The following is a 13,839-nucleotide window of genomic DNA, read 5'->3' as shown; positions in this document are numbered from 1 at the left end:
GATGCCACACGTTCCCAAACCATCGCAGCCGGCCCAGCCGCCCACTCCGCCGCAGCACACGGCGGGTGAATCGGCTCAAACCGTCACGCCGGGGGCCGATTCCCGGGCTTCGGACGCATCGCGTGGTCAGGCCGTTCCCCTGGAGGCACTCCCCAGCGAAGCTCTGCCGGACGATGCACCGCAACTCGATTCGACGCATGATTCGACCCACGATTCGATGGCGGCGTTTGACCAGGAGTCGGTCGACACGGCCAGTCTACCGGACATCGAGCACGAGTTTTCGATGCAGGAGTTGTTCGACGCGGAGCTCCGCCAGGCGATTCGCTCGGTGCCGCTAAAAGGCGACGAAGAAAAACTGCCGCGGGTCGAGATTCAGGGGGCCGAAGGGCAACACGCCGCGCTGATGCGGATCGACCACCCGGTCAAGCTGCGGGTTCGCGGTTCACTGGGTGATTATGCGTTCGCCTACAACGCCCAGACAGTCATCAAGGTGTTCGGCAATGTCGGACACGGCGTCGCCGAAGGGATGTGCAGCGGGTCGGTCCGCATCCGCGGTCATGCCGGTCACGGTGCGGGGACGGCGATGACCGGTGGAACGTTGGGCATTTACGGTTCAGCCGGCGATCGAGCCGGGGGCGCGATGCGCGGCGGCGGTCTGTTCGTCCGCGGCAACGTCGGCGACGACGTCGGACTCGGTGCCCTGGCGGGAACCATCGTGATCGGCGGCGACGCGGGCAAGAACCTGGGCAACCCGCTCAGCAACGTCGCCGTGTTCATTCGCGGAAAAGCGGCCAGCTTGACGCCCGGTGTCACCGAAGCACCGCTGCGAAAAAAGCAGGAGGTCCAGTTGGGGTTGTTGCTGATCAGTGCGGGGATCCGTGGCGACGCGACCGACTTTCGCCGAATCGTTCCGATCGCAAAACTGGCGGCAGAAAACGCCGCGCGTGGCGAAGTGGTTCCCAATTGGCGGTAGCATCAAAAAGGATTCCGTGTGACTTCCGATCGACTCGATTCACTGCACTTGTTGCCCCCGCACGCCACTTCCGTCTGGGCAACCCATCCGATGTTTCCGGTGGCCAAGACGCTCACACGCAGCGACGGGGCATCGGTTCGATTCGAATTGCCACTGTTTTGGTACGACCCGCCATGGATTCAATTGCCGTTGGAGGTCGCCGGGCGGCTGGCCGCGTCGGTGGCCAACCTGGACGTCGTGGTTTCGGCATTGCGGCGTGACGTCACGGCCGATGAAGATCCCAGCGAACTGTTTGCGCCGATCCCGGTCGACGAAAGTGCGGCCGGCAATGAAACTGAACCGCAGTTCTTGCCGCGGATGACCCCCTATCGCGCCGAACGTTATGGGTTCTCGCCGGTTGATTTTGACCAAACACGCGTCATCGATGTTCGCTTGTCGGCAACACGCGATCCCTCGGGACGCTTGGCCTATTCCCCCGACCAGATGAACCGTTGGGAAAATGCGGCGGATCATTCTCCGATCGGCGGCGGCGGGTATGTCGCCACCGGTGCCTTCCCCACCGATGTCGTTTCGCTCAAGCAAGCGCAAACCAAACTCGACCAATTGCGTCTGCTGGCGCCTACGGCTGTCGTGTTTGTATCGATCGATTGCTACCGATTGGAAGAGGAGATCGCCGCGGCGCTGATTGCACAACCCGACGGATTGATCGTGCGGATGAATCAGCCCGAAATCGAGGGCCTCCAGCTCGCCGCGCTCGTCACCCGGGCGCGGCAACTGATGGACGAGCACCAATGCGGGGAGAAACCGTTGTGGGTCGTGCCGGGCGAAGTCTCCTCGCGTGACGTCGCCAAACTGATCGCGCTCGGGGCGTCGGCGGTCGCGATCGATGCCTGGTGCACCCCCTTGGTCCAGTTCCTGCTCGAATCGATGCCAACCTCACGCTACGATCGGTCCGCATTCAACCAGATCCCCGCCGTCGCCTCGCAATACCTGTGGGACGACATCGACCGCGTCATCGGGCATCTCTCGACGATCATGCCCCAAGGCACCACCGCCCAGCGGCTGGGAACCTATCATTCTCGCTGGGCCAAAGCGTGTGGAGTTTCCTTGCTGGCTCCCTGACGCCAGCAGAGGGTGCGAGACTTGGCTACACTGACAGGTGTGTTGGTTCCAATTGGGTTTTGGGACGGCGATCGAAAACGGGTCAAGTACAAATCGCACGGGCATCAGTGTTGGTGTCTAGCCTTTAGGCGATTTCCCGTCGCTGCTTCGCAGCGACGATGGCGGCTAAAGCCTGCACACCAACGGTTGCGAATCCCTGCTTCCTTACGCTCGTGGCACTCGGGTCAGGAAAAAAACAACTGGCCCCCAGGGTGCTTCGCACTTTTGGTACCTGCCCCTGTTTCGCAAACCGCCCCATGTTTTTCTCCCTCCCCAACCCCGAGGTTCAGCCATGAAGCTCATCGATCGATCATCCTCAGCCGGACGCACCGCCGGGTTCGTGTTCTGCATGCTTGGTGCCACACTGGTCCCACTGGCCGCCCGCGGCGACGACCAAGAGCCTGAATTCCGCGAACGAGAGCGTGTCCAACGAGACCGCGACGAAGCAGAACCACGCCGCGAACGAGGATTTGAGGAGCGCGAACTCGAGGAGCACGAAATTGAGGAGCGCGAACGACGGGGGCGTGAATTACACGGGCGTGAACCACGCGGACCTGAAATGCGTGAGCGTGAAATGCGTGAGCGTGAACGACGCGAGCGCCCGATGCGTGAGCGCGAGATGGATGACCGTGAACGACGCGAACGCGAAATGCGCGGTCGCGAGATGGATGACCGTGAACGACGCGAACGCGAAATGCGCGGTCGTGAGATGGAGGAGCGAGAACGGCGTGAGCGTGAGATGCACGAGCGTGAGATGCACGAGCGCGAGATGCATGAACTTGAACTTCGCCGTAAACAGCTTGAACTTCGCGCCGCCGAACTGGAACTCGAACAACGGGCTCACGAATCGATTTCCAAAGCGGATGAAGCCGCCTTGGATGCGATCAAAATGGCAGCGGCGTATCTGGAACCCGAAGCGGCCACCGATTTTCTGGCCGACATGGTCGGGCATGCGAAGTCTCCCGTCGTCCAGCATCGATTGCATTTGCAACTGGCCGAATTGCTGTTCCGCTCCGATCGCCCTGACCGTGCGACCGAACACCTGCGCGTCCTGATCGCCCCGCCCCACCGAGGCGGGCATTGAAAGGCCGTGGGAGAGGCGCGCACGATCAAGCATAACCCCTCACGGCTCCGAGCGTATACTCGCTCCGCAACCGTCCCAGGGGGCACTGGTGCCTGCAAAACTTACAATGGCTCCCTTCTCCCCCGGCTTTGCGCACAGAGAAGGGCTGGGGATGAGGGGGCCAGCAGCCTGCCAAACGGCGTTCGCCTACTTCCCCGACAACCGCGTGCGCGCCGCCTTCGCGACATCCTCGATCTCCACGATCCGGCTGACGTTCAACATGTCCGGTGCGTCGCGATTCCGCTCGGGCAACTGCTCCAGATTGAGCTGATCGATTCGGTCAACAAATAGCGACGCGTACAGCCCCCAAACGGCCGCATCGTCTGCGGCGGTGATCGAGACCGGAGCCGATTCCAGTCCCGGTGATTGCCGCAACGCCTCGATCGCTCGGCGCACGTCATAGACCCGCATTCCCGCCAGGGTCTGACCGAGCAGCATGAAACGGCGCCGGAGGTGCGTTTGCGTCCGTTGGTCGTCACTCCAGCGAGTCGGTCCGACACCGCGGGGGACGATGTAGGCGGTGTTGCGATTCGCAGTCGTTTGCCGCAACGATTCGGCAAGCCGCCGGTCGGGTTTCACATCGCCCACGTGACCGGGAAAGAACTCCGCCAGGGCCGGACCCCACTTTGCCCACCCGGCTTCATCCAGGACGACGACGTCGACGTGGGCACCGGCGTCCTTGTGGGGCTGAAAAACATAGACCGGCAAACGAAACGGCGATTGACTGTTGAACTCGATCACGTGCGCATCCGGAATCCCATTTGCCGCGACCGATGTGACGTCCAACGGTTCCGGCGAATCGGGCCATCCCCGAAAGGTGAGTTCCCGCAGTCGCTCGATCAGTGAACGGACCGCCGCGGGGGATTCCCAATCCAGATCGCCCGGTTCTGCTTTGGCGATAAAACTCTCCTGGATCGTCGTCACCCGTTGATCCTGCGGCAGGCTGTCGAACACTTTCAAATCGCGTTTTTCGAACAACGGCTTCGCGGCGGTTTCGATCAACGTTTGATCGTCACGCAAGAAACGGTTCATCCAGCGGAACGCAGCGACGCGCAGTTCTTGGGTGTCCTTGTGGGGGCCTTCGGTGATTTGCAGCCCCAACTTGTCGCGGGCATCGTACAGGTCGTAGATCTTTTGGACTTTGGAATAAACGTCGACCACGCCGTCGAGCGGAAAGATGCGGTCTTTGTCGGAATTGGAAATCAGCAGCGGACGCGGCGCAACCAATGCGGCGACCATCGGGAAATCCCAGCGGTAGGTGTTGACCATGTACATGCAATCGCAATGGCCTTCGACACAGCCGTCAACGACATGGTTTTTCAAATTGGTGATCCCCGCCACCGGAACGGCAACGGTGACCCGTTGGTCGATCGCCGCGATCCACCACGAATACGCCCCGCCGCCACTGCGCCCGGTCACGCCGATTCGGTCTCCGTCCACTTCCCCACGCGACTGCAAGTAGTCCAGTGAGCGAATGCAGTTGAAGGCTTCCACACCCGCCGACGAATAGCCGCGATTGTTCCACCACCACATCTTTTCGCGATACGTTCCGTGGTGAATGCCTTCGATTTCACCCAGCTGGACCGTGTCGATGGTCAAGCACACATAACCGTTTCGCGCGAACCAGGCTCCGTGATGCTGGTAATGGGTCTTGTTGCCCAAGCTCTTGCCGTCGTGCCGCTCGCCGCCGTGGCCACAGACGTAAAGGATTGCCGGAAGTTTTCCCTGTTGCTCTTTCGGCCGGTACAAATTGGCGGTCACGTACAGCCCCGGCATCGATTGAAAATGCAACCGCTCGACGATGACACCGGATGCTTCCAGCGTGCCCGTCACGACGGGTTCCAGCGGTGTCTTGGGCGGCATCGGGTCTAAGCCGAGCATCTCCAACATTTGGCGACGGTACTCCGGGCGTCTGTCCGTCCAATCCTCCAACGTCTCGATATCGGCGAAAGTGCGATCCGCCAACTTCTGCGTCTCGGCGCGAAAGTATTCGGCGATCAATGAATCGCCCGTCGTGGAGGAAGATTCGACGGGCTGGGTGAACCCCGTCTCGGCAAACGCGAACGCAATCAGCAGGGCAGGAACAAGGTATCGCATCAGATTCGTTCTCGATGTGGATTCAAAGCGTGGTGCACCCGCAGAGAATGCGGGCAGGAAGGCAGTTTTTTTTCTTCGTTGGCAAAGCGGTTGGGTAGGACCGCGTCACTATTGTATCTCTTCCTGGCCGGCACGATGTGCCCCGCGGAGACACTCGTTTATTTCGGCACCTACACGCGCGGCGACTCGACCAGCGAGGGGATCTATGTTGCGAAGCTTGACGCGGTAAATGGCGCGTTGCCCCAGCCACGACTGGCGGCCGAAGCTGACAATCCGTCCTATGTCGCGATTGCCCCCGGCGGGAAATTTGTCGTCGTCGCCAACCAAAAGACGGGCAACATCGTGTCGTTGAAGATCGAATCAATGACCGGGGCACTTTCGACAACCGAGAGCGAGATCAATGTCGGCGCACCGGTGAACGTGCGGTTCATAAAACGTTCGCAACACGCGTCCCATCGAAGACCGTGATGCAGAGTCTGAACACGCCGACAGATTTGACGTGCTCGCAATCCCATCGCTACAATTTCGAACCCTAGACCTTCGCTCCCACCTGTCATCGTCATGCTCGGTGCCCTGTCATCGCCATGCTCGGGGCCCTGTCATCGCCACGTGCAGGGCATCGCATGACCAATCGGAGTGATTCTTCTGAATCCACCCAGCAATGAAGCCGATCGCCTCCTCAGACGGTTTCCTATGCGTCCGCCTTGATTAAGTCGATCGACCAATGCTTCCTCCTCCCATCTTTCGCTCGCTGGCGTTCTCTCGATACTTGATCGCTGCGTCCCTGGGGATTCTCGTTTGCGCGCCGGTTTCAGCTCAGGTTTCTTCGCCGCCCCTGTTCAAGGTGCTGCTGAACGATTCCTCCAAGCCCATCATCGGAACGCTGCTCAGCCGAGACGCCGAGAGCGTGACGATCCGAGACATTGACACCAATACCGATGTCCAATTCGATCGAAGCAATGTCAAAGAGGTGATCACCCCCTTCGCTTTCGACGACGCGGTGAAGTCGATCGGGCTGGCCGAGATGCTGAGTTGGAAGATCGGACAGGTCGTGGCACAGAGAAAATCCCCCGGGCGGATCGCCAAAGTGGCATCGCAAGTCGTCTACATCACCCTTGGTACGGACAGCGGTATCCGTGAACAGACGATGTTGACCGTGTTCCGAAATGAGGGAGAAATCAAAGACCCGGTCAGCGGCGAGGTGATGGCGGTTGAACGTCCGAAAATTGCCGAACTTCAGGTCATCGAAGTCCAGAAAAAGTATTGCAAAGCGAAATTGGTCGGGAATCTGGAACCTGAATTACAGGTGGGTGATGAAGTCGAACCCGATCTCGATCTGCGCGTCGCGGTGTGTCCGATCCGAGACCAGAATGGCGAATCCGTCGATGACACGCTCGTGATGGCGGAAGATGTCACCACCAAACTCGTCAACCGAGGCGTTGCCGTCGTCGATCGTGGATCACTGGGGCAAGCGTTGGGGGAATTGCTTCTCCAAAACACACTCCTGTTCGATCCAAAAACGGCTCAAAAGTTAGGCGACTTGACCGGGGCGACCCATGTCCTGGCGGGCAAAATTGTTCCCAATAGCCGCACTCGGGGCATCGCCTACGTCCGTTTGATCGATGTCCAGACCGGCAGAATCATCGTCGCAACCTCCACCACGATCAGTTTGACCCGGACACTCGCCCAAATGACAGGTGACCACGCGGCCGGACGCCCCGGTCTAGCCGGGACGGTCCGAAACGCCGAAGCGTTGGGCAATTCACGAGTCCTGCCGTCGTTTCTGATGACCCGATCGCGCTATCAGAAAGGTGAATCCGGCGGCATTCGGATCCAGGGATACAACGAGTTCACCTATCGCAACCAAGGTGTGATTTTTACCAAAGACATCGGCTGTGGCTTGGATGATTTCACCTTCGAAGTCGTCGTCCAATTTGGACACGATGACATGGTGGCAAACATCGGCATCGGCTATGGCGTCGCGGATCTCCACTACAACGGATTGAAAGACTCGGTGTATTTACGGCTGCATTCACCACACATGCGAAGCGAACCGGGCAAGGTCAAACTCAACCGCTTCAAGATGGGTGATGAGGAGATCGGAGAATTGCCGACGGCGGGTCCTCATCTGGTACGGATTACCCGCGTGCGCGACACCGTGACGTTTCAAGTCGATTCAGGCAATGACGGTCCTTCCGACGATGACTTTGAAACCATCATCGCCGACTTCAAGGAGTTTGCCCCCTTCCTTCATTCGAAGAACTCTCCACTGTTCTTCGCAGGCGGAGGCGAATTCGTCACTGCAACACTCAAAAAATAAGCTGGCGGTTGCCCGATTCCCGCTCACCGCCGTGTGCCAAGCATCAGATAGGCGAACAGATCGACGATCTGTTGGTCGGTCATGTCTTTGAAAACCTGCTCGGGCATCAGCGACGTCTTGATCGCTTTGAATTGCTCCAGATCATCGCGTACCAACACCACCGTCTGATCATCGGCGGTGCGCAGGGTGACCGTTTTGGGGTCTTGGGCGGCCATCATCCCGGTGACGACGCGACCGTCGTCGGTCAACGCCATGTAGGACTGAAACCCTTCGCGGATTTCCAGACTCGGCTCGATGATCGCCGGCAACCAGAACTTCAAACTGCCCCGCTCGTAGCCGTCCAGCGGCGGACCGATCGATTTCCCTTGGCCGAACAGCTTGTGGCAGGTCCCGCACTTGGACGCAAAGAGTGGTTTTCCCTTGTCCGCGTCGCCAGCCCGATGACTCAGCAACTCCGTCAACCGTTCGATCTCCACGATCTTCTCGGCGGACGAAACCGTTACCGCCTTGCCGAAGGCCTGTTCGACTCGAGCGACAAAGGCCGGATCCTCGTACGTCCGCAACCGTTGAATCACATCCTCGGGGACTTCGGGCACACGGACCCGCCACTGGATCACCTCTTCCAACAATCGATCGGCCCAGGAGGCGCGGCTGGCCAAGGTTCGACACGCCGCGGCACGCAGTCCATGCTCGCGCGAAATCTTGCTGTAGAACGCGCCGATCAATCCCGGCGCGATTCGGGCATCGTCAAAGTATGCCAGTGTCGTGATCGCCACTCGCTGGAGCGCCGGCTGGTCGGTTTCACGCCCGGTCGCCAACCGCAACAAGACGTCAACGCTTTGGGGCACACGCAGCTCGCCGAGTGTTTGGGCGATTTCGATCCGCAGCCCCAGGTCGGTCGACCGGTCACGCAACAATTTGATCGCCGCGTCGGCCGCACCGTCTCGGCCGCTGCGCAGGGCCAACACCGCGCCCGACTCGCCGCGTGATTCTTGATAGGTCGACAACGCCTGGTCCAAGCGTCTGGGCAACTCCGGGATCGACCTTCCTTGAAACGCCTTCGTCAGCCCGACCAACAGGATTTCGCGCGTCGTTGCGTTCGGTGCCATCGCGACCAAGGCGTCGCAGCGATCCATGTCGGCGGCCGTTCCCGACGCCGCATAACGCTGCGCCAACCGGCCCAAGATGAATTGCCGAACCAGGGGACGGTCCCAGGACGCATCGCTTGAGAAAAACGTTTCGATCGCGTCCCAATCATCCGCATGGGCTTCGACTGCCCACCAATACAGCAGCGGCAAATGAGGGTCCTTGGCGTCTTCGTCACGTCGCGCCAGTCGATCGATGATCGCCAACCCGGTGTCGCTGTCGACCCGTTTGGCCGTCGATGCGAGCTGGCTGCGGACTTGCAAATCGGTTTCCGTTTCCGCCAAGGCCACCATTTCGTGATGGCCTTCGTGTCGATCGCCCATCAGCCGGACCGCCCAACGCCGGATGTGGGGATTGTCATGACGCATCCAGCCGACAGCCCGCTCGGTTGACAATTCTCCCATCAGATTCAGCGCCCAAAGCGATTCCAACGAACCACCGTTTTCCACACGTTCAACAAGTGCGTCAACCGATTCGGGATCGTCACGCCATCCCAGCACCAGAGCGGCACGACGCCGCACCCATTTATTGGGTGATTCGAACAGGGCAAGCAGGTCCGCACTTGGCAGCGCCGTCAGATCGCCCGATCGGTAGACGGGCTCGGATCCTTTCGGGCGAAGTCGGTAGATCCGTCCGCTGTCTTTGTGCCAATCGTCCACGGGATTCACGTGGGACAATCGGGTGTCGTACCAGTCCGCCAGATAAATCGCACCATCGGGGCCAGCGCCGGCGTACACCGGCCGGAACCAGCGATCGTCGGTTTCAACCAGGTTCTCGACGTCTTCGGTGCGATAGGTCGATCCGTCGCGAATCAGACGGCTGTTCCAAACCAGGTTGTGCAACGAGTTCGGCGCGACGATGGTCCCATCAAAGTCATCCGAGAACAATCCGCCTTCATAAATCATAAACGCTTGAGCGAATCGGCGCGTGTCACCCTGCATCGGCATCCCGGTGAAATAGCCCAGCGCATACGGATTCGTCAACGGCCCGTGCTTGCCCCAGTTTTTGTCGTTGTAGCTTCCTTGCGGATAGTGATAACCGCGTTTGCTACCGCCGTTGGTGCCTGAAAAGACGTGCCCCTTCGAATCGATTTCCAAGCTGAACGTGTTCCCGCCGCCTTCGGCATAGATTTCGAACACTTTCGTTTCGGGATGGTAGCGCCAGATGCATTGCCCTTCGAATGCCACTCCCTTGGTCACTTCTGAGCTGACCGTTCCCGCCGTCGTGCTGCCGTTGGCGCCGTACAGCCAGCCATCGGGTCCCCACAGCAAGCTGTTGGCGACCGAGTGCGTGTCCTGTAGCCCGAACCCCGACAGATGCACTTCCGGGTCACCGTCGGGAATGTCATCGCCGTCGGCATCGGGATAATGCAGCAGGTAAGGAGGGTTTAAAACCCAGATGCCTTGCGGACCGACTTGAACTGAACTGGCGATGTTTAAGCCCGTGATCACGTCCTTGGCGGAATCGTACACACCGTCGCCATCGGTATCGCTGAACACCGTGATTTTGTCGGCTCCACGATCGCCGTGCGGCGGAGGCTCGGGCACCTTGTCATAGACCGCGCGCAAGTATTGATCGAATCGCTCGACCTTCAATCCCGCCGGATACTGGTACTGACGGTATTGCACCGCCCACATGCGGCCGCGGGAATCCCAGGTCAAGAACAAGGGCTGTGAAAGCTCGGGCTCGTGCGCGATCAAGTCGGCTTCGACGTCGCTGCGAAGTCGCAGTCGGTCGATCATCGCCTCGGGCGGCGTCAACTCTGACTCGTCTCGTTGAGCCCCCTTGGCCGAAAACGTCCGAAAAATCTCCGCGACCTTTTCATTCCCAGCCGGGCCGTCCGGTGGCGTCGTTTGCGCATCGAGACTGGGGGTCAATGGAATGACCGCGGCCCACGCACCAACCAAAAGAAACAACAATCGCATCTGATTCCGCCACGAAGAAGTAAGACATCCGGTAGTCGCCAAGTTTAAACGAAACCCTCCCTGCAGAGGTCGCGCGGTTTTTCAAATTAACCCTCCCTGGAAGGGAGGGTTAAGTCGTAAAGTCCTCTAATACCAGAGGTTAAAAACCGCACGCCCTCTGGCAGGGAGGGTGGCTTACTGATTGACGGCTCCACTGCTCGACTTGGTGTATCCAAGGAACTCGAAGTCATCCCTCCGCCTCGCCCGCCCCTGTACCCAACCAGCGCTGCCTTTCCCCTGCGTTGCTATCAATTCTGGCGTGAAACTGCCCTTCCGCTGGCGGGGCGGACTGTCGTATGTTTCACGCGCAATCAACCCGCGTGTGGGCACGTCAGCACCGCTCCTTCGCGTCTCGCGGGTCGAACCCCTTTCCCACGGATGGGACGAATCGATGGATGACCGCCGGCGCAACGACTACACCACTGCCCACAGCCCCACTGCCCACAACACCGCTCCGCATCCTTACGCCATGCCACCGGCTGCCATGGCCTCCGAGTCGTCCCGCGGCCCAGGCGGCTTGTTTCCTGGCGAGATTCACCGCGGTTGGTATGACACCAGCGGCCCCGGTTTCACGGCGATGCCGCATCCTGCGCTGCCCCCCTCTCCTGCGGCGAACACAGTGCCCGACGTCCGTTTGTACCATGCCGAAATCACTCGCCTAAGACACCTGCTGGCATCCGCGCATACCACGTACACCCAACAGGTCACTGCCCTGCGGCAACACAGCGAGCAGGCGTTTGTCCAACAACGGAAACTGCTGTCGGGAAAAATCGAATCGCTGCAACAGAAACTGGCGTCCTTGCAACGTGAAGCGGAACACGATCAACACAATCACGACCAGGAACTCGCCGCGGTCCGAAATCAGCTTTCGCAAGCGCGACGCGGCGTCGAAACGGCGAACCGGCAAATCGCCGATCTGAAACAAGAACTCGCCAACGTGGCCACCGCGGCTTCCGACGAACAACAAGAACTGCAACGCTCCTGCGAATCGATCCTCGCTCGGCACCACGCCACCATCGCCGAGCATTTCGCCACCATCGAGAACCTGCAAAAACAAGTCGATGATCAGGAAAAAATTCTCAAGCACTGGCGTGCCGCACAAGAACAAGCGGTGGCGTTGAGCGAGTGGTACGAATCCGAACACGAACGCGAACGTGCCCGGTTCGCCGAACTCAGCGAGGACTTTGCACAGTTCCGCTGCCGGACCAACGAAGAGCTTGCTGCCTGTGATGAGGAGATCGAGACGCTGGAGGCCACCGCCGGGATCTTGGCAACCGATCACGAAATGGTCGAACTGATCAATGCCGACCTGGATCATTTGAACGACAAACTGGATTTCGAACTCCAATCGTTGCAAGCAGAGCTGGAGTCGGTCGTTGCCCAATCGGCACGCGACCAGCAGGAGACGCAACGTGTCATCGAAATGCTGCGTGGGGATCTGCATGAGACCACCGTGCGTCTGAATGCCGTTTCAGAAGAAAAGAAATCGTTGATCGAAACGGTCGCCAACCTGAAGGAGACGGCGGACGAGTTTGACGCATCGCTGTTTGCCAAGGACCAGGAGATCGATGCCACCAAGCGACTGGCCGCCGAAACGCAACGACAACTGGAACAGCTGCGTCTCGAGAACGCAGGGTTGGCCAGCCAGAATGACACCCTGCGAAAACGAGTCCGCGACGTCACCGACGAAACGGAGCGGTTGCAAGCCGAACTGGACGAAACGCAATGCCGCGTGGAGCAAGCCGAGGCCGCAGCCTCGCAGCGTGACCAGCAACTGCGTGAAATCCAATCCGCCGCCCGAGCCGCAGACGCCAACGCGTTGCTCAGAGCCAACGAAACCGAACAACAATACGCGGTCGAAATCCAGCGGCTAGAAGCCGAACTCGAGCAGTTGGCGGCATCGCAGGACCATCGTTCGAAAAACGAAGCCGACGCCCAGGCTCGAATCGCAGAACTCGAGGAGGCCTTGACCGAAAGCCACCGCGCGGTCGCGGCTTCGTCGGCCGAAAATGACCGTCTGCAGCAAACCGTCGACCAACTCGGCGGCCGAATTGCTGACCTGGAACTGGCGACGGACTCGAAAACCGAACAGATCCACTCGCTCGAGGCCACCGTGACCGACCTGCAGCGTGAGGCTGCCGATGCCCGGCAGCAGATCGCGACGCGGGATGCCGAATGCGCCGAACGAAAGACCCAACTGGCCGAGTTTGCCGATCGGCTCGCTTCCGCACAACACACGATCGCCCAGCAACAACAAACGCTGCTCGAAAAAGAGCTGCAATTGGAACAGCTGCGTCAATCGACGTCGGAGAGTGAAATCGAAACGCAGACGCTTGAAGCTCTCAAGGCAGAGCTGGAATCTGAATTCGAGGCCCGCTGGGCGGCTCAAGTGAAGGAGTCGGAGCAGAATCAATTGACGTTACGCGAACGACATCATCAAAACGAACTGAATCTACAACGCACGATCGAAGATTTGCAGCACCAGGTTCAGGAGCTGGTCGACCAACGGGCGTCCTTCGAATCGCAACAAGCCGAAGCGACCGAGCAAATTCGAGCGTTGCAAACGGAACTTGAGCGTTGGTCCCAGCACAAGCGTCCGATCGACGAGGTCAATCGTTTGAGCGCCGAATTATCCCATCGGATCGGTCAGCACGCGCGCGAGCGTGAAGCGTTGCTCTGGCGAATCGAGCAACTGCAAACCGTCCGGAACCTCGCCCGAGCGGCGTGACCGCGTTTCAAACCACTCACCCCGATGGTTCCCCCCTCAGCCGGCTCGGCTGAGAGGATCGTCATCCGGTGTCCGCTGCGCGGCCACGCGGAACAGCTGGGGACAGCGGTTCTACATTGTAGAACCATTGTCTCAATTGTTCCCCTCAGCCGTCCCGGCTGAGAGGATCGTCATCCGGTGTCCGCTGCGCGGCCACGCGGAACAGCTGGGGACAGCGGTTCTACATTGTAGAACCATTGTCTCAATTGTTCCCCCTCAGCCGGCTCGGCTGAGAGGATCGACATCCGGGTGTCCGCGAAGCGGCCAGTGGAACAGCTGGGGACAGCG

At 59.8% G+C, this 13,839-nt stretch carries 8 protein-coding genes; 5 read left to right on the top strand and 3 right to left on the bottom strand.

Annotated features, from left to right (window positions below; translation table 11 throughout):
- The first annotated feature begins 1 nt into the window (after position 1).
- Positions 2 to 973: a tributyrin esterase gene (locus H1B37_RS11130; RefSeq protein WP_286177627.1), complete on the top strand. Its 972-nt coding sequence runs from the start codon at positions 2 to 4 to the stop codon at positions 971 to 973.
- 18 nt (positions 974 to 991) lie between these two features.
- Positions 992 to 2,095 carry a beta/alpha barrel domain-containing protein gene (locus H1B37_RS11125; protein ID WP_182866727.1) on the top strand — a complete coding sequence of 368 codons (1,104 nt, stop codon included), beginning with the start codon at positions 992 to 994 and terminating at the stop codon, positions 2,093 to 2,095.
- A 568-nt stretch (positions 2,096 to 2,663) separates the two neighbouring features.
- Here H1B37_RS11125 and H1B37_RS11120 read toward each other — a convergent pair.
- Positions 2,664 to 3,251, bottom strand: a complete 588-nt coding sequence (locus H1B37_RS11120; RefSeq protein WP_182866726.1) for a hypothetical protein — start codon at positions 3,249 to 3,251, stop codon at positions 2,664 to 2,666.
- Positions 3,252 to 3,404: 153 nt separating this feature from the next.
- The gene (locus H1B37_RS11115; RefSeq protein WP_182866725.1) at positions 3,405 to 5,354 is read right to left on the bottom strand and encodes an alpha/beta hydrolase family protein; all 1,950 of its coding nucleotides are present in this window, start codon (positions 5,352 to 5,354) and stop codon (positions 3,405 to 3,407) included.
- 111 nt (positions 5,355 to 5,465) lie between these two features.
- Between H1B37_RS11115 and H1B37_RS11110 the strand changes: the two genes are divergently transcribed.
- Together H1B37_RS11110 and H1B37_RS11105 are read left to right on the top strand one after the other, a co-directional pair.
- Complete coding sequence (locus H1B37_RS11110) at positions 5,466 to 5,822, top strand: beta-propeller fold lactonase family protein (protein WP_182866724.1); 357 nt, start codon at positions 5,466 to 5,468, stop codon at positions 5,820 to 5,822.
- 256 nt (positions 5,823 to 6,078) lie between these two features.
- Positions 6,079 to 7,674 (top strand): LpoB-related protein, encoded by a 1,596-nt coding sequence (locus H1B37_RS11105; RefSeq protein WP_182866723.1) that lies wholly within the window; start codon positions 6,079 to 6,081, stop codon positions 7,672 to 7,674.
- A 23-nt stretch (positions 7,675 to 7,697) separates the two neighbouring features.
- Here H1B37_RS11105 and H1B37_RS11100 read toward each other — a convergent pair whose 3' ends face one another.
- A complete protein-coding gene (locus tag H1B37_RS11100) occupies positions 7,698 to 10,745 on the bottom strand; it encodes a PVC-type heme-binding CxxCH protein (protein ID WP_182866722.1) in 3,048 nt (1,015 codons plus the stop codon).
- A gap of 298 nt (positions 10,746 to 11,043) precedes the next feature.
- Here H1B37_RS11100 and H1B37_RS11095 point away from each other — a divergent pair, with 298 nt between their 5' ends.
- Positions 11,044 to 13,512, top strand: coding sequence for a coiled-coil domain-containing protein (locus H1B37_RS11095; protein WP_182866721.1), 2,469 nt, complete (start codon positions 11,044 to 11,046; stop codon positions 13,510 to 13,512).
- Positions 13,513 to 13,839: the final 327 nt, after the last annotated feature.

It is taken from the genome of Stieleria mannarensis (assembly GCF_014154935.1).
Classification (GTDB): Bacteria; Planctomycetota; Planctomycetia; order Pirellulales; family Pirellulaceae; genus Stieleria; species Stieleria mannarensis.
This window is presented reverse-complemented; position numbering and strand designations above follow the sequence as displayed.

Bases quoted from the DNA above. Each gene is read 5' to 3' on its own strand.
- H1B37_RS11115 (WP_182866725.1), bottom strand. From the start codon at position 5,354: ATGCGATACCTTGTTCCTGCCCTGCTGATTGCGTTCGCGTTTGCCGAG.
- H1B37_RS11120 (WP_182866726.1), bottom strand. From the start codon at position 3,251: ATGCTTGATCGTGCGCGCCTCTCCCACGGCCTTTCAATGCCCGCCTCG.
- H1B37_RS11105 (WP_182866723.1), top strand. From the start codon at position 6,079: ATGCTTCCTCCTCCCATCTTTCGCTCGCTGGCGTTCTCTCGATACTTG.
- H1B37_RS11130 (WP_286177627.1), top strand. From the start codon at position 2: ATGCCACACGTTCCCAAACCATCGCAGCCGGCCCAGCCGCCCACTCCG.
- H1B37_RS11100 (WP_182866722.1), bottom strand. From the start codon at position 10,745: ATGCGATTGTTGTTTCTTTTGGTTGGTGCGTGGGCCGCGGTCATTCCA.